Here is a 20,566-nt window from a genome sequence, read left to right as displayed (position 1 = left end):
CCACCCGGAGGGACAGGACCACCCATGCCCGTATCCCACGAGCCCGGCCGGATCCGATTCGGCGTCAACTACACGCCCAGCCAAGGGTGGTTCCACCACTGGCTGGACTTCGACCTGGACGCGGTGCGCGCCGATCTGGACGCGCTCGCCGCTCTCGGCCTGGATCACGTCCGGGTCTTCCCGCTGTGGCCGCTGTTCCAGCCCAACCGCACCCTGATCCGGCCGCGCGCCGTGGAGCAACTGGTGCAGTTGGCGGACGCGGCAACCGAGCGGGGGCTGGACGTCGCGGTGGACGGCCTGCAGGGTCATCTGTCCAGCTTCGACTTCCTGCCTGCCTGGACGCGGACCTGGCACCGCCGCAACCTCTTCACCGACCCGGAGGTGCTCTCGGGCCAGGAGGAGTACCTGCGGACGCTGGCCGCCGCGCTCGCCGACCGGCCGGGCTTCCTCGGGATGACCCTCGGCAACGAGATCAACCAGTTCTCGGACGGCCCGCATCCGGACCCGGACCGCGTCACCCACGCCCAGGCGACGGCCTGGCTGGAGCGGATGCTGGCCGCCTGCGAGCGCGGCGCGCCGGGCCGCCCGCACCTGCACGCCGCGTACGACGCCGCCTGGTACCGCGACGGCCACCCCTTCGCCCCCGCGCACGCCGCCCGGCTCGGCGCGATGACCGCGGTGCACTCCTGGGTGTTCAACGGGACCGCGCAGCGCCACGGTCCGACCGGGGTGGCGACCGAACAGCACGCCGCTTATCTCGTCGAGCTGTCCAAGGCATGGGCGCGGGACCCGCGGCGCCCGGTCTGGCTCCAGGAGGTGGGCGCCCCGGCCCCGCACGTCCCCACGGCGGACGCGCCCCACTTCACCGCCGCGACCGTCACCAACGCCCTTGACTGCCAGGACCTTTGGGGCATCACGTGGTGGTGCTCCTACGACGTCCCGCGGTCCCTGGCCGACTTCCCGGAGCTGGAGTACGGGCTCGGCCTGCTCACCGAGGACCGCGCGGTCAAGCCCGTGGGGCGGACCCTCGCGGAGTTGGCGGCGCACTGGCGGGGCCGCGCGCACCGGCCGCCGGCGCGCACCACCGCGCTGGTCGTCGACGCCGGAGACGCCGAGGCGGCGCCGCACCGGTCCGTGTGTGCGCCCGGCGGACCGGTCTTCGAGGCCTGGGCCGAGCTGGCCGGACAGGGTGCCCGCCCCGCCCTGGTTCTGGCCGAACTGGCCGCGGATATCGCTCATTTGACGTCACGTGGGATCACCGAGGTGTGCACCCCCGAGGAGGTGGGGCACCCCTCGCGCTAGGGCCCGCCCACACCGTCGCCCCACCCCCGACCTCTGGAGCCGTAAGCCATGCATGACGATCGCGCACTGGTCGAAGCCCGCCTCAAGCGGGTGCTCAACGAACGCATCCGGCCCGCCGTGTACCCGGAGTCGGTGCCGCTGGAGGTGGCGGCCTGGGTGGCGCCGGGTGAACCCGTCGCCGTAGCAGCCGGGTTGGGGGCCGCGCACACCCCCGTCGCGGTGGGGGATGCCTGGGGTGCGCCGTGGGCGACGACGTGGTTCCGGGTGCGGGGCACGGTGCCCGAGGCGTGGGCGGGGCGGACCGTGGAGGCGGTGCTGGACCTGGGTTTCGACGAGCGGATGCCGGGCTTCCAGTGCGAGGCGCTGGTGTACCTGCCGGACGGGACGCCGGTGAAGGGACTCAACCCGCGCAACCAGTGGGTGCGGGTGGGCGAGCCGGTGCTCGGGGGTGAGCGCGTCGAATGGCATCTGGAGGCCGCGTCCAACCCCGTCCTCCTCGACGTGCCCCCGTTCCAACCGACGGCGTTGGGCGATCCGGAGACCGCCGGCAACGCGCCGCTGTACCGGCTGGCGCGGATGGACCTGGCGGTGTTCGACTCCGAGGTGTGGGAACTGGCCCTGGACCTTGAGGTGTTGGGCGAGTTGATGGCGGAGCTGCCGGTGGACGCGCCGCGGCGCTGGGAGGTGCTGCGGGCGGTGGGCCGGGCGCTGGACGCGGTGGACCTCCAGCACGTGGGGGCGACGGCCTCGGCGGCGCGCAGACACCTGCGGGAGGTGTTGGCGGCACCGGCGCAGGCGTCCGCGCACCGGATCAGCGCGGTGGGGCACGCGCACATCGACTCGGCGTGGCTGTGGCCGCTGCGCGAGACGGTCCGGAAGGTGGCCCGGACGACGGCGAACATGACGGCGCTGCTGGCGGACGAGCCGGAGTTCGTCTACACCATGTCGCAGGCGCAGCAGTACGCCTGGCTCAAGGAGCACCGGCCGGAGGTCTACGCCAAGGTCAAGCGGGCGGTGGCGGAGGGCCGGTTCGTTCCGGCGGGCGGGATGTGGGTGGAGTCGGACACCAACATGCCCGGTTCCGAGGCGATGGCCCGTCAGTTCGTTTACGGGAAGCGGTTCTTCCTGGAGGAGTTCGGGGTCGAGAACGACGAGGCGTGGCTGCCGGACACCTTCGGTTTCGCGGCGGGGCTGCCGCAGATCATCAAGGCGGCCGGGGCGAAGTGGCTGCTGACCCAGAAGATCTCCTGGAGCCAGGTGAACTCCTTCCCGCACCACACGTTCCGTTGGGAGGGCATCGACGGCACCCGGATCTTCACCCACTTCCCGCCGGTGGACACCTACAACTGCCAGCTTTCGGGCACCGAACTCGCCCATGCCGCACGGAACTTCAAAGAGAAGGGCACCGCCCGTCACTCGCTGGCGCCGACCGGTTGGGGCGACGGCGGCGGGGGCACCACCCGCGAGATGGTCGCCAAGGCCCGCCGGCTGCGGAGCCTGGAGGGCTCGCCGGTGGTGCGGTGGGAGAAGCCGGCCGACTTCTTCGCCCGGGCGGAGGCCGAGCACCCCGACGCCCCGGTGTGGGTGGGCGAGCTCTATCTCGAACTGCACCGCGGGACGCTCACCAGTCAGGCCCGCACCAAACGCGGCAACCGCCGCAGCGAACACCTGCTGCGGGAGGCCGAACTGTGGTCGGCGACCGCCGCCGTCACCACCGGACTCCCCTACCCCCACGAGGAGTTGGACCGGATCTGGAAGACGGTGCTGCTGCACCAGTTCCACGACATCCTGCCCGGCTCGTCCATCGCCTGGGTGCACCGCGAGGCCGAGCGGACCTACGCCGCCGTCGCCGCCGAGTTGGAGGGGCTGATCGCCACGGCGCTGACGGCCCTCGCCGGCGGCGGCGACCGTCGACTGGTGGCCAACTCGGCGCCGCACGCCCGCGGCGGGGTGCCGGCGGGCGCGGTGGCCCCCGCGGTCGCCGAGGGCGCCCCGGTGACCGCCGGACCGCGCCCGGGCGGCGGGTTCGTCCTCCGGCACGACCTGCTGCGGATCGAGATCGACGACCGCGGCCTGGTGGTCTCCGCGTACGACGAGGCCGCGGGCCGGGAGGCCGTCGCGCCGGGCGCGGCCGCGAACCTGCTCCAACTCCACCCGGACTTCCCCAACATGTGGGACGCCTGGGACGTGGACGCGTTCTACCGCGAGGTGGTCGCCGATCTGACCGACGCGGACGAGGTCGCGCTCGCCGAGGCGTCCCCGGATGCCGCGACGGTCCGCGTCGTCCGGCGCTTCGGCGCCTCGCGGGTGGTGCAGACGCTGACGCTGGCCCGCGGGCAGCGGCGGCTGGACATCGACACCGAGGTGGACTGGCACGAGACCGAGAAGTTCCTCAAGGCCGCCTTCCCGCTGGACCTGCACGCCGAGCGGTACGCGGCGGAGACCCAGTTCGGGCACCTGTACCGGCCGACGCACACCAACACCAGTTGGGAGGCCGCCAAGTTCGAGGCGTGCGCGCACCGGTTCGTGCACGCGGCGGAGCCGGACTGGGGCGTGGCGCTGGTCAACGACGCGACGTACGGGCACGACGTGACCCGCACCGTGCGGGACGGCGCGGACGGCGGCGAGCGGGGCACCACCACGACCGTCCGGCTGTCCCTGCTGCGCGCCCCGCGCTTCCCGGACCCGGAGACGGACCAGGGCAGTCACCGTTTCCGTTACGCGCTGGTGCCGGGCGCGACCCTGGGGGACGCGGTCCGCGAGGGACACCGGATCAATCTGCCGGAGCGGGCGGTGACCGGGGCCGGTGCGGTGCCGCCGCTGGTGACGGTGGACGACGAAGCGGTGGTGGTCACCGCGGTGAAGCTGGCCGACGACCGCAGCGGCGATGTGGTGGTGCGCCTTCACGAGTCCCGCGGCGGCCGGGCCCGGGCGGCGCTGACCACCGGTTTCGCGCTGGCCGGGGCGGTCGCCACCGACCTCCTGGAACGCCCGACGGAGGACGGCCCGGCCCTGGAGCGCGAGGGCGACACGGTCGGGATGGCGCTGCGGCCGTTCCAGATCGTCACGCTGCGGCTGCGCCGCGCGGCGGACGGCCACCCGGCCCGCTGACTGGGCGCGGGGGGTGTCAGCCGGGGTCGGCGGAGGGGGTACGGGCGCCGCGGCAGGTGTCCCGGCGGGCCCCGTGCCGCCGGTCCCGGCCGGTGGCGCGCCCCCGACCGCCGCGCCGCGGACCGGGGCCGGGCGCCGCCTCCCGGCCCGGGTCCCGGCCGGGGTCGAGCCCCAGCATGTCCATCAGCAACGACAGATCCGCCGCGTTCCGTGCGCGGCCGGCCAGCGCCTTCCTGGCGAGCCGTCGCTCCTCGTCGCCCGGTACCGCGCGGGGGGCGGTGTCATCGGCACCGCGGTGTTCATCGGTCACCGCTGCATTCTCGGCCGGACCGGGGCGCGCTGCCCGTCGAGCGGGCCGATGGGCGCACCCCGGAACCAGCGGCGCCCCAATTACCTCTTTATGGTTACTTGCACTTGATCGTCATAGTCACTCGCACGTGATCCACCAGTAGCGGAGCCACCGTTGAAACACCCCTATGCCCGCGCGCTCACGGCCGTCCTCGTCGCGTCCTGCGCCCTTCTCGCCGGCTGTTCGGAGAACGGCAACCCGGTCGACTTCAACGCGGGCACCCCGGGCAGCGCGGCCGCCCCGGCCAAGCCCGTCGACCGGGACACCCGCATGCCCACCGGGCCCAAGAGCGAGTTCCGGATCACCCGCACCCTCGATGACGGCACGCACATAGCCAGGACCACACTCAAGGGCGCGAAGTCCAAGGTCACCGGCAGCGTCTGGGTGTGGGCCCCCAAGGAATACCAGGACCCCAAATACGCGAAGAGCGGTTTTCCGGTACTGATAGCCCTGCCGGGCGGCCTGGGCAGCCCGCAGGACAAGAGCGGCGTCACCAATTACTGGGTCGGTGGCGACATCAAGTTGCAGGAGAACCTCACCAAATGGACCCAGGAGGGCAAGAGCCTCCCGTTCCTCGTGGTGATGCCGATGCTCAATCCGGACACCCGCTACCACGACGGCAGCGATATTCCCGGTCAGGCGAAGATGGGGACCTGGCTGACCGATGACGTCGTCAACCTGGTCAAGAGCAATTTCCGCACCTTCAACTCCCGGGACGGCTGGGCCTTCATGGGCTCGTCCTCCGGCGGCTTCGCGAGCCTGAAGTCCGTGCTGAAGTACCCGGAGAGGTTCAAGGCGGCGATAGCCAGCGGCCCGGACATCGTCCCGGACTCCCCGATGTGGGCGGGCCACCAGAAGGAGAAGGACGCCAACAACCCGGAGAAGCTGGCGGCGCAGCTGCTGAAGAAGGGCGGACCCGAGGTCTATCTGGCATTCCAGGCCGGCACCAAGGAAGGCGCCTCGGTCATCAACCCCGTGAAGCGTTTCCGGGAGAAGTACGGAAAGGGCCCGATCCACACCGAGCTCCAGATGATTCCCGGCGGCCGGCACAATGCCTGGGATTACCAGAAGGGCATGGACGCCAGCTCCATCAAATTCATCAGCGATCAGTTGAAGGCGCCGATTCCCAGCTCTTCCTGATGCAGATCGCCCGTTCGGGGGTGATGCTGGTGTCGAGGGGGGTCCGTGCTGAGGAGGGCGTTCCATGTCCGTTCTGGACAAGCTGAAGCAGATGCTCAAGGGCCACGAGGACCAGGCCGGCAAGGGCATCGACAAGGCCGGCGACTACGCCGACGAGAAGACCCAGGGCAAGTACTCGGGCCAGGTCGACACCGCCCAGGACAAGCTCAAGGAGCAGCTCGGCGGAACGGACCGGGACACGGACCAACCGCCGCAGTGACGCCTCGGTAATTCCCCGCTCGGCCGGGGACAAGGACACACTTCGGGATTAGTCTGAACGGATGATCACCACGTCCGCCCGGCTCGCCCCGGATGTCCTGATGCGCCCCGCCGAGCTCACCGACGCCGTCGGGTTCTCCCGGGCCTACCAGCGCAGCCGCGAGCACCTCCGCCACACCGAACCGGACCGCGGCGAGGCGTTCTACACGCCGACCGGCCAGGCGGAGCGGCTCCGCGCGCAGCTTGCCGAGCAGGCGGCCGGGCGGCTGGCGCTCTGGGTCCTGGTCCGCGCGTCGGACGACGGCTCGGGAGAACCGGACGTGGCGGGCGCGATCACCCTGTCGGGAATCACCTACGGGCCGCTGCGCAGCGCCAACGTGGGCTACTGGATAGACGCCGGCCAGGTGCGCCGCGGGCTGGCCTCCGCGGCGCTCCGCGCGGTCTGCGCGGCGGCCGACGAGGAGCTGGGTCTGCACCGGGTGGAGGCCGGCACCCTGGTGGAGAACGTCGCCTCACAGCGGGTGCTGACCGGCTGCGGCTTCACCCTCTACGGCACGGCGGAGAAGTTCCTGCACATCAACGGCGCCTGGCGGGACCACCGGCTGTTCCAGAAGATCCTCAACGACCGCCGCCCGTAGGCGCGTGGTCATGCGGCGGCGCCCGCCCCCGTGCGCGGGGGCGGGCGCCGTCGGGTGCGGCGGGGCCGCGATCACGGGGTGGCCAGCACCCGGATCTTCTCCGCCTGCGGGCCCTTCTGGCCCTGGGTGACCTCGAAGGTGACCTTCTGGCCCTCCAGCAGCTCGCGGTAGCCGGTGGCGTCGATGTTGGAGTAGTGCGCGAAGACGTCGGCGCCACCGTCGTCCTGCGCGATGAAGCCGAAGCCCTTTTCCGAGTTGAACCATTTGACCGTGCCCGAAGCCATGTTGCGTCTCCTTCGCTCTATGGGCCCGAATCGGCTCCCGCACCCCGCGGAACCCGGAGGTGATCGCCCTGGCCCGGAGACGTACCGGACAGCAAGAACGCCCGTGAATGCTCCACGGGCGCCCGGCACTTCGGAACCACGACAGCTGATCAGGACGCTACACCGACCGAGCCCGCCAGTCATCACAAACCATGGCAAACGCGTCGCGCTTCACCGGGCAAGGCCACACCGGGTCCTCCGTATCCCCGACCGATCAGACATCTGTGCGAGCCCCGGACGGTCCGTCAGTTCTCCGGTCCGCCGCCGTCCGCTCCGGACGGCTGCCGACGCCACCACAGCGCGGTGCCCAGCACGGTCAGTGCCACCACCCCGGCGGCCGAGAAGGACAAGAGGATGACGTCGTCCTGGTGGCCGGCCGACCGGGCCGTCGACGCCTGGTGCAGCGCGGTGCGCGGTGCCTGGTGCGCGGCCCGTTCAGTGCCGGGGTCGCGCCGGTCGGGGGCCGGGGTCGGCAGCACGCCGACCGCGGCGGCACGGGGCGCGGCGGCGAATCCCCAGTCCAGCAGGGCGCGCGCCTCCTCGTAGACCGCGTTCTCGGCGCCGGACTGCGGGTTCATGACGGTGACCAGCAGCGTCCGGCCGCCGCGCCGGGCGGCGGCGACCAGGGTGTTGCCGGCGTGCGTGGTGTAGCCGTTCTTCACGCCGATGAGGCCGTCGTAGGGGGTCACTCCGTGCGAGCCGACCAGCAGCCGGTTGGTGTTCTGGATGCCGTACGCGTCCTCGCCGGCGTCCTCCGGGAGGTGCGCGGTCTTGGTGGCGGCGAAGCGGGCGAAGTCCCGGTTGGTGAGCCCGGCCTGGCCGAAGAGGGAGAGGTCGTAGGCGGAGGAGAACTGGCCGGGCGTGTCGAAGCCGTCGGCGGACTCGACGGTGGTGTCGTGGGCGCCCAGCCGATCCGCGGTCGCCTGCATGTCGTCGATGGTCTTCGTCCAGCCGCCGTTCATCGCGGCGAGGGCGTGCACCGCGTCGCTGCCGGAGCTGAGGAAGACGCCGTGCCACAGGTCCGCCACGCGGTACGGCATGTCCTCCTTGAGGCCGGCGAGCGCGCTGCCGGCCTCGATGCCGGCCAGGTCGGAACTGGAGACGGTGCGCACCGCGCCCTGGGAGAACTTCGGCAGCACCGTCAACGCGAAGAGGGTCTTGAGGGTGCTGGCCGGCGGCAACTGCCGGTGGGCGTCCTTGGCCGCGAGGATCCGGTGACCCCTCAGGTCCGTGACGGCCCAGGACAGGGCCGACACCCGGGGCGGCTCGGCGACGCCGCGTCTGGGCAGGAACTGCACGCCGTGCTCGTCCAGCAGGTTCTCGGTCGGGGCCGGTGGTGCGCCGCGCAGGTCGTCGATGCCGTACGGGCCATCGGCGACCGCCGGACCACACAGGGCCAGCAGGCTCGCGGCGCAGACGGCCGCTGCGGTCAGGGCTCTGGCGGGGGGCCAACTCGCTCTCGACATGTGGCCACGCTAAGAACGCCGCGGGCAGCGCGCCGGTTGGCCTACTCCATACGGTTCCGCGGCGGCGCAGAGCGGGCCGCCCCACGCCCCTGAACGTGCCGCCCCACGCATCGTCAGGACCGGACACGCCTGCGTGGTCGGCCGTGACACCTCGTCGGCGCGGCCCGGTCGCCCGGTTCCCGGCGCGGACCGCGGAGGAGGTCGGGCAGCGGGGTGAACAGCCCAAGGCGGTACGTCCCACCGCCGAAAACCAACTTGGCTGGGCATAGCGCGAGTTGACGGCGAGTCGACCAGGCGAGGAGTCCGCGTTCAGCCCGAGGTGGGGCGGAGGAGGAACGCACGATGTCGACCAACTCACCTGCGCCGCCCGCGCGTTGACATCTTCCTTTCGGCGGGACCTCAGTATGGCGACGGTGAGGAACGGGCCGCCGGTCGGCTCCGTCGCCGCGTCGGCGGCTCTACGCGGAGCGTCGGTGTCGGGCTCCGCGTGGCACCGGGCGGGCCCGGGACGGATCGAGCAGCGGTGCGTGCAGATCGCCGTAACGTTCGCGGCGGGCGGCGATCTCGCCGAAGAGGAAGGCGAGTTGGTCCGGCGCGGTGCAGTCGGTCACCTCGTCCCAGGTGACCGGGGTGGAGACGGTCGGCAGGGGGCGGGCGCGCAGGGTGTAGGCGACCGCGGTGGTCTTGGCGGCGGCGTTCTGCGAGAAGTCGATGAAGACCCTGCCGGGCCGCAGCGCCCGGTCCATCTTGTGTGTGACCAGCTCCCCCAGGGCCGCGCCGGCCTCGACGGCGAGCGTCCGGGCGTAGGCGGTGGTGTGGTCGGCGGGGGTGGGCTCGACCGGCACGACGAGGTGCAGTCCCTTGGAGCCGCTGGTCTTGGCGTAGGCGTCGAGGCCGTCGGCGGCCAGCCGGTCGCGCAGCCAGCGGGCGGCGGCGCAGCACTCGACGACGGTGGCGGGCGCGCCCGGGTCCAGGTCGAAGACGAGCCGGTCGGCCAGGCCCGGGGCCTCGCAGGTCCACTGCGGGGTGTGCAGCTCGACGACGAGGTTGGCCGCCCAGACCAGCGAGGCGAGGTCCTGGAGCACCACCTGACGGGCGGGCCCCGACCTCGAATGGGGGACCTCGCAGCTCGCCACCCAAGGGGGCGCGCCGGGCGGCACGTTCTTGGTGAAGAAGCGCTGGCCGTCGGGCCCGTCGGGATAGCGGAGGAAGGACACCGGTCGGTCGTGGAGGTGCGGGAGCAGCACGTCCGCGGTGGTAGTGCAGTAGTGCACCACCTCACCCTTGGTGGTGCCGGTCTCGGGATAGAGGACCTTGTCGAGGTTGGTCAGCGTCAGGCGCCGCCCCTCCACGACGGTGATCGGCGACATACCATTGAGAATCCCACACAAGGGACGAACCATGCGATCCATCTGGAACGGGTCCATCTCGTTTGGCCTGGTCACGATCCCGGTGAAGACCTACAGCGCCACCGACCGCACCTCGTCGGTCTCCTTCGTCCGCATCCACGAGGCGGACGGCGCGCCGATCCAGTACCGCAAGGTCTGCGAGCTGGACGGTGAGGAGGTGCCGAACGAGGAGGTGGGCAAGGGGTATCAGCCGCCCGGCGACGACATCGTCGTGCCGATCACCGACGAGGACCTCTCCCGGCTGCCGATGCCGACCGCCAAGACGCTGTCGATCCTCGCGTTCGTGGACCCCGCCGAGATCGACCCGCTCCAGTTGGACAAGGCGTACTACCTCGGGCCCAACGGGGCCTCCGCCGTCAAGCCGTACGCCCTGCTGCGGGAGGCGCTGGAGCACCACGAGAAGGTCGCGATCGGCAAGGTGGCGCTGCGCGGGCGGGAGACGCTGGCCATGCTGCGGGCGCACGACGGGGCGCTGGTGATGCACGCGCTGCTGTGGCCGGACCAGGTCCGGCCCGCGGAGGGGATCGCGCCGGAGGACGTCAAGATCCGCGAGAACGAGATGAAGCTGGCCGAGATGCTGATGGATTCGCTGGGCGCGCTCGACCCGGCCGAACTCCACGACGACTACCGCGAGGCGGTGGAGGAGCTCGTCGCCGCCAAGCTGGCGGGCGGCGGCCCGGTCACCCCCGACACCGCGGCGCCCGGCGCCCGGGTCATCGATCTGACGGCGGCCCTGGAGAAGAGCGTGCGGGCCGCCCGCGGCGCCGGCGCGGACGGGGAGGCCGCCTCGGTCACCCCGATCCGGGGCCGCGGCACGGCCGCCAAGAAGGCGACGGCGAAGAAGTCGACGCCCAAGGGGGAGCCCCGCCGCGCGGCCGCGGGCGGGAAGGGCGCCACGAGCAAGGCCGGCAAGGCCAACATCGGTAAGACGGGCGACAGTTCGGCCGCGGCCGGGAACGCCGCGGCGAAGAAGTCGGCGCGGGCGAAGCGGACGTCGAAGACCACCGCGACCTGACCCGCGCCGGCCGGCCGCGGCTCTCCCGACCGACTGGGCCCGCCGTTCCTCTAGAGTCACCGCATGGCTTCAGACGAGGGGATGACCACCGCCCGGGTCGACAGTTGGATCTGGTCGGTGCGGCTCACCAAGACGCGCTCCGCGGCCGCGACGGCCTGCCGGGCCGGGCACGTGCGCGTCAACGGTGAGCGGGTCAAGCCCGCCCACACCCTGCGGCCCGGCGACGAGGTGCGGCTGCGGCACGCCGGCCGGGAGCGCATCGTGGTGGTGACCCGGCTGGTGCGCAAGCGGGTCGGTGCGCCGGTCGCCGTCGAGTGCTACGTCGACAACAGCCCGCCGGCGCCGCTGCGCGAGGCGGTCGCGGTCACCGCCGTACGGGACCGTGGCACTGGCCGGCCCACCAAGCGCGACCGCCGGGAGCTGGACCAGTTGCGCGGCCGGCTCGGTACGGGGCCGGAGAGCGACCGGCCCTGAGCGGTCAGGCGTCGGGCAGCGCGTCCACGTAGACCCAGCGGCCGTCCTCGCGGGCGAAGCGGCTGTTCTCGTACTGGTCGCCGGCCCGGCCGCGCATCTCGTAGCGGGCGCGGAAGGCGACCGTGCCCTCCTGGTGGAAGGCGCTGCCGCCGGTGGTGGCGAGGATCGTCAGGCCCGTCCAGCGCTGCGCGGGGTCGAGTTCGAGGGACGGGGGGCGGGTCGCCGGGTGCCAACTGCGCAGCAGGTAGGCGGTGTCGCCGACGGCGAAGGCGCTGTAGCGCGAGCGCATCAGACGCTCGGCCGTCGGGGCGGCGGCCCGGCCCTGGTGGAACGGGGCGCAGCACTCCCCGTAGCTCGCCTCGCGGCCGCACGGGCAGGGTGCGTCCTCGGTGACGGGGGTCGGCGCGGGCGGCGTGCGCCGGCCGCGCTGCGGGGCGGTTCTCGACGGCTTCCTGGGCTTTGACACCTGACGATTGTGCCGGGTCCGGTGGGCGGCGAGCACGGCGGGCCGGGGTCCTGGGGCGGAGCAGGTTCACGCGACTGCTGGACCGTTTGGGGGATTTCCCCGATAAATCCGCCATTTGCGGCTTTTCTTGGCTTGATACCGGCGGTGAGGCTGGAAGAACTCACAGTGACCGTCCCCACACCCAGGAGAGAACCTCATGATTCTGTCCATTTCCGGCGTCGTCCTGCTCGGTGTCATCGTCTTCCTCTTCTTCCGCAAGGACGGCCTGAAGTTGTCCCACGCGCTGATCTGCGCACTCTTCGGCTTCTATCTCGCGGGCTCGGCCATCGCGCCCAGCATCAAGGCCGGCGGCGCGAGCCTGGCCAGTCTGCTCGGCGGGATCAAGCTCTAGCCGCTCCGCCAGCAGCGCGGCGCCCGCGCGGGCCGCCCCGTCCCGTTTGGGCGGCACCGCGCGAGATCCGCCCGGCTCGTCGCCCCCACCGAGCCGGCCCGCCGTCCCTACGAGCACCAGGAGAGCAGCCGTGGCCCGGCGCCCCCTCCCCCGCATCCTCACCGGCAACGCCCTGACCAGCAGTGCCCCGATCGCCCGCGGCCGCGAACTCGCGCGGACCGCGGCCGACGGCGCGACCGACGTGCTCCACCCGCTGATCACCGTCAGCCGGGGCCTGCGCCGCCTGGTGACGGCCGGCCGGGAACGCTGGGCCGCTACCCCCAGGGAGCGGCGCGGCCCGCTGTGCTTCCTCCTCGGCGCCGGGGTGCTGATCGTGGCGCTGGTGCCGTACGGTCCGCTGCTCGCGGTGATCGCGGTGACGGGGGTGGCGGCCTGGGTGGGCCGGGACCGGACGCCGGCCGTGGCGGAGAGCGGCCCGAGCGAGGCGGAGACCGAGCGCCTCCAGGCGCTGTACGAGGCACTGGTGCCGCACTTCTCCGCCGACGCCGACCCCACTCCGCTCTACGCCCACGACGGGGACTGGCAGCGGGCGTTCACCGCGTACACCTTCGACGACGGCGGGCGGCCGACCCGGCTGCGGCTGACGTATCCGGCGTACTTCCCCGACGGCGAGGACCTGTCCCGGGTCCGCGTCGAGCAGTTGCTGCAGGCCAAGTCCGGCCGCGGCCGGGAGTACCGCTTCGACTGGGACGCGGAGGCCAACCAGTTGGCGATGACGGCGCTCGGATCGCTGCCGACGGACCTGGCGGCGCAGCGCTTCGTGACCTCGCCGGGCGAGACGGTGCTCGGGTTCACCGACCCCGAGTCGGTGCAGCGGACGCTGCCGGTGGTCTGCGGGGGCGAGGTCCGGGACGAGCCGCCGGTGGTCTGGCGCACCGGCCGGCGGGCCGCCGAACCGCATCTGCTGGCCCTGGGTCAGCCGGGCGCCGGCGGGACGACGCTGCTCCGCTCGCTCGCGATCCAGGCACTGCGCCACGGCGACGTTGTCGTCATCGACGGTGGCGGGAGCGGGGAGTTCGGGTGCCTGGCCGGGCGGCGCGGGGTGCTGGCCGTGGAGAGCGGGCTGGCCGGTGCGTTGGCGACGCTGGAGTGGGCGACGCACGAGACCGAGCGCCGGCTGGTCGCCGCCAACCGGGCGCAGCAGGCCGGGCAGCCGGCGCCGGCGGACGCCCGTCGACCGCTGTGGATCATCGCGGACCGGCTGACGGCGCTGTCCCATCTGGCGGCGGTGGAAGGTCAGGACGATCCCCAGCGGCTGCTCCAGGTCCCGTTGCGGCACGGGCGGGCCGCCCAGGTGACGGTGGTGGTGGCCGACCAGTTCGAGACCGCGGAGCTGCTGACCGACCCGGTGCGGGCGCACACCAAGGCGCGGGTCGTGCTCGGCCCGGCGACCGCCGAGGAGGTGCAGGCGGTCCTCGGCGCGCCGCCGCACACCACGCCGCTGCCCGAGGTACCGCCGGGCCGCGGCTATGCGCGCATGGGCACCGGCCCGGTGCTGCGGCTCCAAGTGCCCGCCACCCCGGACCCGTTCGACGACGCCACCGGCGAGGCGCACCGCCGGGCCGTACTGGCGCTCCTGCCGGAACGCACGGTGCCGCCGGACGCCCCCGAGCGGACCGCCACCGCGCCCCGACCGGTGTCCTTCGCGAAGCCCGGGACGGCAGCGACACCGGTGGGCGGTCACAACTCGGATGACGCCAGCGCAGATTGACGTCACGTCAGCGATTCGCGAGTCGCCCGCAACGTCAACTTTCCGCTAGGTACGCGAAGTTGGTCAGACCGGGGAGTGGCCCGCGCTCCTCAGGCCACGAACGCCGGCAGGGGCTCCGCCTCGATCGGGGCTCCGGTGGCCACCAGCTCGGCGGCCCGCGCCAGTCGCACGATCGCCTCGTCGGCGACGGCGCCGCTGACCGTGAACGGCAGCCGCACGAAGCCCTCGAAGGCGCCGTCGACGCCGAACCGCGGGCCGGACGGCACCCGTACCCCCAGCCGCTCCCCCGCCTCCGCGATCCGGGATCCGGAGAGGCCGCCGGTGCGGACCCAGAGCGTGAGGCCGCCGCGCGGGACGCTGAACTCCCAGTCGGGCAGGTGACGGTGGAGCGCCTCGACGATCGCGGCGCGGTTCTCCCGGGCCTGCTCGCGGCGGATCGCGACGGCCTCCTCCCAGCCGCCGGCGCCCAACAGGGAGGCGATGGCGAGCTGTTCGAGGACGGGTGAGCCGAGGTCGGAGTAGGCGCGGGCGGCGACCAGGCTGCGGATGATGTCGGGCGCGGCCCGCACCCAGCCGATCCGCATGCCGGCCCAGAACGCCTTGCTGGCCGAACCGACGGTGATCACCGAGCTGCCGGCCGGGTCGAACGCGCAGACCGGGCGGGGCGGTTCGGTGTCCGGGTCGAGCACGATCTCGGTCATGGTCTCGTCGACGACGAGCAGGGTGCCGGCCGAGCGGGCGGCGTCCACCAGGCGGCGGCGCTGGTCCTCGGTGGCGAGGGAGCCGGTGGGGTTGTGGAAGTCGGCGACGACGTAGGCCATCCGCGGCGCGGCGTCGCGCATCACCTGGCGCCAGACCGGGATGTCCCAGCCGGTCAGTTGCTCGCCGAGGGCCACCGGGACGAGCCGGGCGCCGGCGTCCCGCATCAGTTGGAGGATGTTGGCGTACGAGGGTGAGTCGACGGCCACCCGCTCGCCGGGGCCCGTACACAGACGGCAGATCGCGGCGACGGCGCCCATCGCGCCGGTGGTGACCATGATCTGCTCGGGCATCGTTGGTATACCGCGGGCGGTGTAGCGGTCGGCGAGGGCCTGGCGCAGGGCGGGCAGGCCGGCCGGGTAGTCGCCGTGGGTGTGCGCGTACAGCGGCAGATCGGCCATGGCGGCCTGGACGGAGCGGGTGAGCCAGGGCTCGGGGGCCGGCAGGGCGGCGCAGCCGAGGTCGATCATCGAGCCGGCGGCCTCCGGCGGGAGCGGCTCCAGACCGCGGGTGGGCAGCGGGTTGCCGGCCGGGACGGCGGTCCAGCTACCGGAGCCGCGCCGGGACTCCAGGAACCCCTCGGCGCGCAGCGCCTCGTACGCGGCGGCGACGGTGGTGCGGCTGACGGCGACGGCCGCGGCCAGCTCGCGCTCGGCGGGCAGTCGGGCGGCGACCGGGACCCGGCCTTCGAGGACGAGCCGGCGGACGCCGTCGGCGAGACTGCGGTAGGCGGGCAACTTCCGCCCGTTTGCGGTGAGTTCGGCAGCCCGCGGATCCTGCGAGCGAAGCAGGCGGGCGAGCTGGGGCGCCCCCACCGCGGAGGTCCACTGGGCCATGAAGATCAGTCCACCTTCCCCGAATTGGCTCTACATCCGGAGCCCTGACATGCCACATCGTGACACGCGTCAGTCCAATCCTGCCAGGAGGGGGAAGAGTCGTGTCCGTCACCCAGAGGTCCGCCGTCGGGCGGTCGCACCTACCGCGCCGGCTCGTGCAGCTCTACGTGGGGCTCGTGGCATACGGGGTCAGCATGGGGCTGATGGTCCGGGCCGGCCTGGGGCTGGAGCCGTGGAGCGTGTTCAACCAGGGCATCGCGCGGCACACAGGGCTGACCATCGGCACCGTCACGATCGTCACCGGGGCGCTGATCCTGCTGCTGTGGGTCCCGCTGCGCCAGCGGCCGGGCCTGGGCACGATCTCGAACGTGGTGATCCTCGGGCTCGTCATGGACGCGACGCTGGAACTCGTGCCCGCGGTGCGGCCGCTGGCCGTCCGCATCCCGCTGCTGGTGACCGCGGTGCTCCTCAACGGCGCCGCGACCGGCCTCTACCTCTCGGCCCGCTTCGGCGCCGGCCCGCGCGACGGGCTGATGACCGGGCTGCACCGGCGCACCGGCCGCCCGCTCCGACTGGTGCGGACCTGCATCGAGCTGACGGTCCTGGTCGCGGGCTTCGCGCTCGGCGGCTCCGTGGGCGTCGGCACGGTGGTGTACGCGCTGGCGATCGGGCCGCTCGCGCAGTTCTTCCTCCGCCGCTTCGCGATCGAGGGGCTGGCCGAGCGGCCGTCGCTCGTGGTGGCCCGCTCCCCCGAGCCGTCACCGGGGCGCGCGATACTGCCTTAGGTGACCTCTGCCATGCGTCTGCGCCATCCCTACCTCGACCACCCCCGCCCACTGCCCTTCGCCCACCGGGGCGGCACCGCGGACGGCCTGGAGAACACCACCGTCGCCTTCCGTCGCGCCGTGGACCTCGGCTACCGCTACCTGGAGACCGACGTCCACGCCACGTCCGACGGCGCCCTGGTCGCCTTCCACGACACGACCCTGGACCGGGTCACCGACACCCGCGGCACCATCGCGGACCTCCCCTGGCGGGCGGTCCGCCGGGCCCGGGTCGCCGGCCGGGAGCCGCTGCCGCTGTTCGAGGAGTTGCTGGAGGAGTTCCCTGAGGCGCGGTGGAACGTCGACCTCAAGGCGGAGGGTGCGCTGGAACCGCTGCTGGCCCTGTTGCGCCGCACCGGCGCCTGGGACCGGGTGTGCGTCGGCTCGTTCTCCGAGGCCCGGGTGGCCCGGGCGCAGCGACTGGCCGGCGGCCGGATGGCCAGCTCGCTGGGCACCCGCGGGGTGGCCGGGCTGCGCCTGCGCTCCTACGGGCGCGGGGCGCTGCCGCTGGACCGGTTGCTGGGCGCGGCGGTGCGGCGCAGCGCGGTCTGCGTCCAGGTCCCCGAGCGGCAGTCCGGCATCCCCGTCGTCGACCCGCTCTTCCTCCGCGCCGCGCACGCACTGGGCATGCAGGTCCATGTCTGGACGATCAACGACGCCGACCGGATGCGCGCACTGCTGGACCTGGGTGTGGACGGCATCATGACCGACGACCTCGAAACGCTGCGAACGGTGCTGAGGGAGCGGGGGTGTTGGCACGCGTGACGGCCGGGTCGCCTGGCCCGCTGCGACCCGATAGGGCGGGCACGTCCGGTTCCCCGCTGCCGCCGACGACGTGATCGACGCGGTCCGCCCGACCCACCGCCGAGAGCCGGCGGCCGCGTTGGCCCGACATCTCCCACCCCTGCCGGGCAATTGCCAAGCAGTAGGGGGAAGTTGGTTGGGAGTCCTCGCCGAGAACCTCAGCAGCCAACCGGTCGGCCGGCGCTCCGCGTGATGGCCAGGATCGCCATGTCGTCGTCGCGCGGGCCGCCGGTCCACTGCTCGACGTCGCGGACGAGCGCCTCGATCACCTCGTCCGGCTGCCGGAACGGGCCCCGGCCGCTCAGTCCGCGCGCCGGGTCGTAGAAGGCCCCGGTGCGGTCCCGGGCCTCCGTCACGCCGTCCGTCACCAACAGGAGCGTGCCGCCGGGCGGCAGGAGCCAGGTCTCGGCCTCGGCCTGCGGCACGCCGAGGCCGCTCATGCCCAGGGGGAGCCCCGGTTCGGCCGGCTCCAGTACGGACACGGCCGTGCCGTCGAGGAGATACGGGGCGGGGTGGCCGCAGTTCAGCAGCCGCACCCGGTCCCTGCCCGGCGGAATCTCGCCGAGCAGCGCCGTGACGAAGCCCTCCATCCGGACCTCCTCCTCGCGCAGCGCGCCCTCCTTGAGCAACGCACGCTCCAGCCGCCCCGCCAACGCCGCGAGGTCGGGTGCCTGGTCCACCTCCACCCGGAACGCGCCCAGCAGCGCGGCGACCGTCCCGATCGCGCCCATCCCCTTGCCCCGCACGTCCGCGATCAGCAGCCGGGTGCCGTACGGGGTGTCCTGCACCGCGTAGGCGTCGCCGCCGATCAACGCCTCGATCTGCGCGGCCTTGTAGACCGCGGCGACGGTCAACGGGCCGACCCGCGTCGGCGGCGGGGGCAGCACGGCCCGTTGGGCGGCCTCGGCGACGGACCGCACCGTCGCCAGACGGCGTCCGTGGCGGGCGACGACCCGGTTGACCCCGATGGCGATGAGCGCGGTGAACGCCAGGTTGGCCAGCTCGATCGCCGACGCGACGACGTTGCCGAGATGGCCGGCCACGAACAACAGCCCCGCCTCGACGAGGACGACGGCCACCCCGGCGGCGATCGTGTGCCACAGCGAGAGCAGCGCTCCGGCCACGGTCACGGCCGCGACCAGCAGGTAGTCGCCCCAATATTCGCGCGGCGAGAAGAGGTTCCAGAGGGCTCCGACGACGATCATCGCGGCCGGCATGAACGGGACGTACCGGGGCCAACGCGTGGCGGAAGGACCCATCCGCATCCCCGATTCCGAATCCAGGCGCATGCCAGCTCGTTCCCGAGTGGCGATCGTATGGGGCGAGATCGGGACACAGTGCGCGCATCGCCGGGGGAAGACCGCAGCGCGCCTCGTCAGCCCGCGGACGCGGCAACCGCCCGGCCCTGAAAGGGCTTCGGCGACAACACCCCTGACGCGAAAAGGCCCCTCCCTGAAACGGAAGGGGCCTTGCGTGGAGCGCCCGGCAGGCCTTGCACCTGCATCTCCCACCGGTTGGTGGACGTCTTGCCTTGGACCACAGACGCATCGCTCCCGCCCGCGGGCCGAAGCTGCACCATGATCATAACGGATGGGAGGAGGGGCCGATGACCAGGACGGCTTCGACCTTCGGTTCCGGCTTCGGTTCCGAGGAAGTGGGGAACCGGGGCCGCGGCAGACCACGTTGGTCCCGCGGCGACCGCACCCCGCCGGGCGATGGCTGGGCATTGCCCTGGCTCTTGTTCTTCCATCCGCTCACGCGCGGCGAGGAAGCGGAGTATTTTGCCGCGTGCGACGCGTTTGGGGTGTCCCGCTGGCGAGGACTCAGGCGCAACGGACGTGACGGACGGGAATCCGATACCTGACCGGATTTAGCCCTTGAGGGCGTGGGGCGGTAGTGTACGCCTTTGGCTCACCAGGCGGACCGTTACTGCGCGCTCAACTCCATGAGGCGCTGGGTGACATCTGCTGCCAGATGTGACAAACCGGGCGTTGGTGGGTACAACAAGGGGCGGCACGACGGGCGACGCAGGCGACGTATGTCCCGATGACGGGAATCTTCACCGCCGACCGGACGTTGACCGGATGACGACGACAGCGACACCTGTCCTGTGGGCGACAAGCCCGGGAGGCACGATTCATGAGTGAGCGAGCTCTCCGCGGCACGCGCCTCGTGGTGACCAGCTACGAGACCGACCGCGGCATCGACCTGGCCCCGCGCCAGGCGGTGGAGTACGCATGCCAGAACGGACATCGTTTCGAGATGCCGTTCTCGGTTGAGGCCGAGATTCCGCCGGAGTGGGAGTGCAAGGTTTGCGGTGCACCCTCGCTTCTGGTGGATGGGGATGGCCCTGAGGAGAAGAAGGGCAAGCCCGCGCGTACGCACTGGGACATGCTCATGGAGCGGCGGACCCGCGAGGAGTTGGAGGAGGTGCTGGCCGAGCGGCTGGCAGTCCTGCGCTCCGGCACCATGAACATCGCCGTGCATCCGCGCGACACCAACCGCAAGTCCGCCTGAGAGCGGACCGAGCCTGACGGCACGCGGCAAGGGCCGGTGCCACCGCAACCGACGGTGGCACCGGCCCTTGCCGTGCGTGCGCATGCCTGGCAGGCACCAAAGCCCGTAGGGGGCACCGGAGTCCGGTGCCCCCTACGGTCGTTTCAGCGGGTGAGCGGCGGGTCCTCGCGGGGTGCGGCCGGCGGGTCGTCGGGGTGGATCACCTGGCCCTGGACGACCTTGCCGTCCGGACGGTGCATCCGGGCCTGCTGGTAGGCGTCGCCGAAGGACCCGGGGGTGAAGCCGGGGCGGCGGGTCAGCAGCTTGTCGGCGCGGCGCAGGATCAGGCGGCCGGTCGGCGGGAGGAGGCAGAGCAGCCCCAGCACGTCCGAGAGCAGGCCGGGCAGGATCAGCAGCAGCCCGCCGATCATCGGGAGGGTGTTGCCGGTGCCTGCGGAGCCGGTCTCCCGCGGGGCGTCGGGGGTGCCGGTGGTCTGGAGGGCCTCGGTGAGGTTCCGCCAGGCACGGCGGCCGGCGCGCTTGATCACCGCGCCGCCGACGAGAACCCCGGCGACCAGCAGCAGGAACACCGTCAGGCCGTTGGTGGCGCCGGCGACCACCGTCAGCAGCCAGATCTCCAGCACCATCCAGGCGGCGATGCCCAACGGGACGAACCGACGGGCGCGCGAGCGGGGCGGGCGGGGATTCGGCGATGGCGTGGCTCCGAACGTCAT

The 20,566-nt window shown here is 72.7% G+C and carries 20 protein-coding genes and 1 pseudogene; 12 read left to right on the top strand and 9 right to left on the bottom strand.

The genetic code is table 11. From position 1 onward, the window contains the following. Positions 1-24: 24 nt before the first annotated feature. Both ACIQU6_RS09095 and ACIQU6_RS09090 read left to right on the top strand, forming a co-directional pair. Positions 25-1,302, top strand: a complete 1,278-nt coding sequence (locus ACIQU6_RS09095; RefSeq protein WP_403480982.1) for a glycosyl hydrolase — start codon at positions 25-27, stop codon at positions 1,300-1,302. Positions 1,303-1,350: 48 nt separating this feature from the next. Then, the gene (locus tag ACIQU6_RS09090; RefSeq protein WP_403480981.1) at positions 1,351-4,413 is read left to right on the top strand and encodes an alpha-mannosidase; all 3,063 of its coding nucleotides are present in this window, start codon (positions 1,351-1,353) and stop codon (positions 4,411-4,413) included. 16 nt (positions 4,414-4,429) lie between these two features. Here ACIQU6_RS09090 and ACIQU6_RS09085 read toward each other — a convergent pair whose 3' ends face one another. After that, positions 4,430-4,723: a hypothetical protein gene (locus tag ACIQU6_RS09085; RefSeq protein WP_403480980.1), complete on the bottom strand. Its 294-nt coding sequence runs from the start codon at positions 4,721-4,723 to the stop codon at positions 4,430-4,432. 153 nt (positions 4,724-4,876) lie between these two features. Between ACIQU6_RS09085 and ACIQU6_RS09080 the strand changes: the two genes are divergently transcribed. The 3 genes from ACIQU6_RS09080 to ACIQU6_RS09070 all read left to right on the top strand — a co-directional run bounded on the left by ACIQU6_RS09080 (position 4,877) and on the right by ACIQU6_RS09070 (position 6,798). Next, complete coding sequence (locus ACIQU6_RS09080; protein WP_403480979.1) at positions 4,877-5,902, top strand: alpha/beta hydrolase; 1,026 nt, start codon at positions 4,877-4,879, stop codon at positions 5,900-5,902. 64 nt (positions 5,903-5,966) lie between these two features. Then, entirely contained in the window at positions 5,967-6,161 is a 195-nt protein-coding gene (locus ACIQU6_RS09075) for an antitoxin (protein ID WP_403480978.1), read from the top strand. A 61-nt stretch (positions 6,162-6,222) separates the two neighbouring features. After that, positions 6,223-6,798, top strand: a complete 576-nt coding sequence (locus ACIQU6_RS09070; RefSeq protein WP_403480977.1) for a GNAT family N-acetyltransferase — start codon at positions 6,223-6,225, stop codon at positions 6,796-6,798. A gap of 71 nt (positions 6,799-6,869) precedes the next feature. On the opposite strand, the gene ACIQU6_RS09065 is transcribed toward ACIQU6_RS09070, so the two are convergent. The 3 genes from ACIQU6_RS09065 to ligD form a co-directional block, all read right to left on the bottom strand. Beyond that, positions 6,870-7,082 (bottom strand): cold-shock protein, encoded by a 213-nt coding sequence (locus tag ACIQU6_RS09065; protein WP_221910256.1) that lies wholly within the window; start codon positions 7,080-7,082, stop codon positions 6,870-6,872. A 284-nt stretch (positions 7,083-7,366) separates the two neighbouring features. Then, the gene (locus ACIQU6_RS09060; RefSeq protein WP_403480976.1) at positions 7,367-8,587 is read right to left on the bottom strand and encodes a D-alanyl-D-alanine carboxypeptidase family protein; all 1,221 of its coding nucleotides are present in this window, start codon (positions 8,585-8,587) and stop codon (positions 7,367-7,369) included. A 458-nt stretch (positions 8,588-9,045) separates the two neighbouring features. Next, a complete protein-coding gene (gene ligD, locus ACIQU6_RS09055) occupies positions 9,046-9,957 on the bottom strand; it encodes a non-homologous end-joining DNA ligase (RefSeq protein ID WP_403480975.1) in 912 nt (303 codons plus the stop codon). A 31-nt stretch (positions 9,958-9,988) separates the two neighbouring features. Between ligD and ACIQU6_RS09050 the strand changes: the two genes are divergently transcribed. Both ACIQU6_RS09050 and ACIQU6_RS09045 read left to right on the top strand, forming a co-directional pair. Continuing rightward, positions 9,989-11,011 (top strand): Ku protein, encoded by a 1,023-nt coding sequence (locus ACIQU6_RS09050; RefSeq protein WP_403480974.1) that lies wholly within the window; start codon positions 9,989-9,991, stop codon positions 11,009-11,011. 63 nt (positions 11,012-11,074) lie between these two features. Further along, complete coding sequence (locus ACIQU6_RS09045) at positions 11,075-11,485, top strand: RNA-binding S4 domain-containing protein (protein ID WP_403480973.1); 411 nt, start codon at positions 11,075-11,077, stop codon at positions 11,483-11,485. A 4-nt stretch (positions 11,486-11,489) separates the two neighbouring features. On the opposite strand, the gene ACIQU6_RS09040 is transcribed toward ACIQU6_RS09045, so the two are convergent. Beyond that, the gene (locus tag ACIQU6_RS09040) at positions 11,490-11,951 is read right to left on the bottom strand and encodes a YchJ family protein (RefSeq protein WP_403480972.1); all 462 of its coding nucleotides are present in this window, start codon (positions 11,949-11,951) and stop codon (positions 11,490-11,492) included. A 196-nt stretch (positions 11,952-12,147) separates the two neighbouring features. Here ACIQU6_RS09040 and ACIQU6_RS09035 point away from each other — a divergent pair, with 196 nt between their 5' ends. Both ACIQU6_RS09035 and ACIQU6_RS09030 read left to right on the top strand, forming a co-directional pair. Further along, complete coding sequence (locus ACIQU6_RS09035) at positions 12,148-12,342, top strand: hypothetical protein (protein WP_016576341.1); 195 nt, start codon at positions 12,148-12,150, stop codon at positions 12,340-12,342. A gap of 130 nt (positions 12,343-12,472) precedes the next feature. Further along, a complete protein-coding gene (locus ACIQU6_RS09030) occupies positions 12,473-14,113 on the top strand; it encodes a hypothetical protein (protein WP_403480971.1) in 1,641 nt (546 codons plus the stop codon). A gap of 89 nt (positions 14,114-14,202) precedes the next feature. Here ACIQU6_RS09030 and ACIQU6_RS09025 read toward each other — a convergent pair whose 3' ends face one another. After that, complete coding sequence (locus ACIQU6_RS09025) at positions 14,203-15,708, bottom strand: PLP-dependent aminotransferase family protein (RefSeq protein WP_403480970.1); 1,506 nt, start codon at positions 15,706-15,708, stop codon at positions 14,203-14,205. A gap of 194 nt (positions 15,709-15,902) precedes the next feature. On the opposite strand from ACIQU6_RS09025, the gene ACIQU6_RS09020 reads away from it, so the two are divergent. Both ACIQU6_RS09020 and ACIQU6_RS09015 read left to right on the top strand, forming a co-directional pair. Continuing rightward, the gene (locus ACIQU6_RS09020) at positions 15,903-16,493 is read left to right on the top strand and encodes a YitT family protein (RefSeq protein WP_403481095.1); all 591 of its coding nucleotides are present in this window, start codon (positions 15,903-15,905) and stop codon (positions 16,491-16,493) included. Between the two features lie 12 nt (positions 16,494-16,505). Beyond that, on the top strand, positions 16,506-17,297 hold the full coding sequence (locus ACIQU6_RS09015; RefSeq protein ID WP_403481094.1) for a glycerophosphodiester phosphodiesterase: 792 nt from the start codon (positions 16,506-16,508) through the stop codon (positions 17,295-17,297). A gap of 197 nt (positions 17,298-17,494) precedes the next feature. Here ACIQU6_RS09015 and ACIQU6_RS09010 read toward each other — a convergent pair whose 3' ends face one another. Both ACIQU6_RS09010 and ACIQU6_RS09005 read right to left on the bottom strand, forming a co-directional pair. Further along, the gene (locus tag ACIQU6_RS09010; RefSeq protein ID WP_403480969.1) at positions 17,495-18,553 is read right to left on the bottom strand and encodes a PP2C family protein-serine/threonine phosphatase; all 1,059 of its coding nucleotides are present in this window, start codon (positions 18,551-18,553) and stop codon (positions 17,495-17,497) included. A 257-nt stretch (positions 18,554-18,810) separates the two neighbouring features. Continuing rightward, positions 18,811-18,882, bottom strand: a pseudogene (locus ACIQU6_RS09005). A 593-nt stretch (positions 18,883-19,475) separates the two neighbouring features. Here ACIQU6_RS09005 and ACIQU6_RS09000 point away from each other — a divergent pair. Then, positions 19,476-19,853, top strand: coding sequence for an RNA polymerase-binding protein RbpA (locus ACIQU6_RS09000; protein ID WP_006601711.1), 378 nt, complete (start codon positions 19,476-19,478; stop codon positions 19,851-19,853). Positions 19,854-19,996: 143 nt separating this feature from the next. Here ACIQU6_RS09000 and fxsA read toward each other — a convergent pair whose 3' ends face one another. Then, positions 19,997-20,566: an FxsA family membrane protein gene (gene fxsA, locus ACIQU6_RS08995; protein ID WP_403480968.1), complete on the bottom strand. Its 570-nt coding sequence runs from the start codon at positions 20,564-20,566 to the stop codon at positions 19,997-19,999.

Origin of the sequence: Streptomyces sp. NPDC090442, from assembly GCF_044769405.1 — a bacterium.
Taxonomy (GTDB): domain Bacteria; phylum Actinomycetota; class Actinomycetes; order Streptomycetales; family Streptomycetaceae; genus Streptomyces.
Note: the sequence above shows the minus strand (reverse complement) of the source record. Positions and strands in the feature narration are given on the sequence as shown.

What these genes read in the sequence shown, in the direction of transcription:
- ACIQU6_RS09095 (WP_403480982.1), top strand. Translation starts at nt 25, where the DNA reads ATGCCCGTATCCCACGAGCCCGGCCGGATCCGATTCGGCGTCAACTAC.
- ACIQU6_RS09090 (WP_403480981.1), top strand. Translation starts at nt 1,351, where the DNA reads ATGCATGACGATCGCGCACTGGTCGAAGCCCGCCTCAAGCGGGTGCTC.
- ACIQU6_RS09075 (WP_403480978.1), top strand. Translation starts at nt 5,967, where the DNA reads ATGTCCGTTCTGGACAAGCTGAAGCAGATGCTCAAGGGCCACGAGGAC.
- ACIQU6_RS09070 (WP_403480977.1), top strand. Translation starts at nt 6,223, where the DNA reads ATGATCACCACGTCCGCCCGGCTCGCCCCGGATGTCCTGATGCGCCCC.
- ACIQU6_RS09065 (WP_221910256.1), bottom strand. Translation starts at nt 7,082, where the DNA reads ATGGCTTCGGGCACGGTCAAATGGTTCAACTCGGAAAAGGGCTTCGGC.
- ACIQU6_RS09060 (WP_403480976.1), bottom strand. Translation starts at nt 8,587, where the DNA reads ATGTCGAGAGCGAGTTGGCCCCCCGCCAGAGCCCTGACCGCAGCGGCC.
- ligD (WP_403480975.1), bottom strand. Translation starts at nt 9,957, where the DNA reads ATGTCGCCGATCACCGTCGTGGAGGGGCGGCGCCTGACGCTGACCAAC.
- ACIQU6_RS09050 (WP_403480974.1), top strand. Translation starts at nt 9,989, where the DNA reads ATGCGATCCATCTGGAACGGGTCCATCTCGTTTGGCCTGGTCACGATC.
- ACIQU6_RS09045 (WP_403480973.1), top strand. Translation starts at nt 11,075, where the DNA reads ATGGCTTCAGACGAGGGGATGACCACCGCCCGGGTCGACAGTTGGATC.
- ACIQU6_RS09035 (WP_016576341.1), top strand. Translation starts at nt 12,148, where the DNA reads ATGATTCTGTCCATTTCCGGCGTCGTCCTGCTCGGTGTCATCGTCTTC.
- ACIQU6_RS09025 (WP_403480970.1), bottom strand. Translation starts at nt 15,708, where the DNA reads ATGGCCCAGTGGACCTCCGCGGTGGGGGCGCCCCAGCTCGCCCGCCTG.
- ACIQU6_RS09020 (WP_403481095.1), top strand. Translation starts at nt 15,903, where the DNA reads ATGGGGCTGATGGTCCGGGCCGGCCTGGGGCTGGAGCCGTGGAGCGTG.
- ACIQU6_RS09015 (WP_403481094.1), top strand. Translation starts at nt 16,506, where the DNA reads ATGCGTCTGCGCCATCCCTACCTCGACCACCCCCGCCCACTGCCCTTC.
- ACIQU6_RS09010 (WP_403480969.1), bottom strand. Translation starts at nt 18,553, where the DNA reads ATGCCGGCCGCGATGATCGTCGTCGGAGCCCTCTGGAACCTCTTCTCG.
- ACIQU6_RS09000 (WP_006601711.1), top strand. Translation starts at nt 19,476, where the DNA reads ATGAGTGAGCGAGCTCTCCGCGGCACGCGCCTCGTGGTGACCAGCTAC.
- fxsA (WP_403480968.1), bottom strand. Translation starts at nt 20,566, where the DNA reads ATGACGTTCGGAGCCACGCCATCGCCGAATCCCCGCCCGCCCCGCTCG.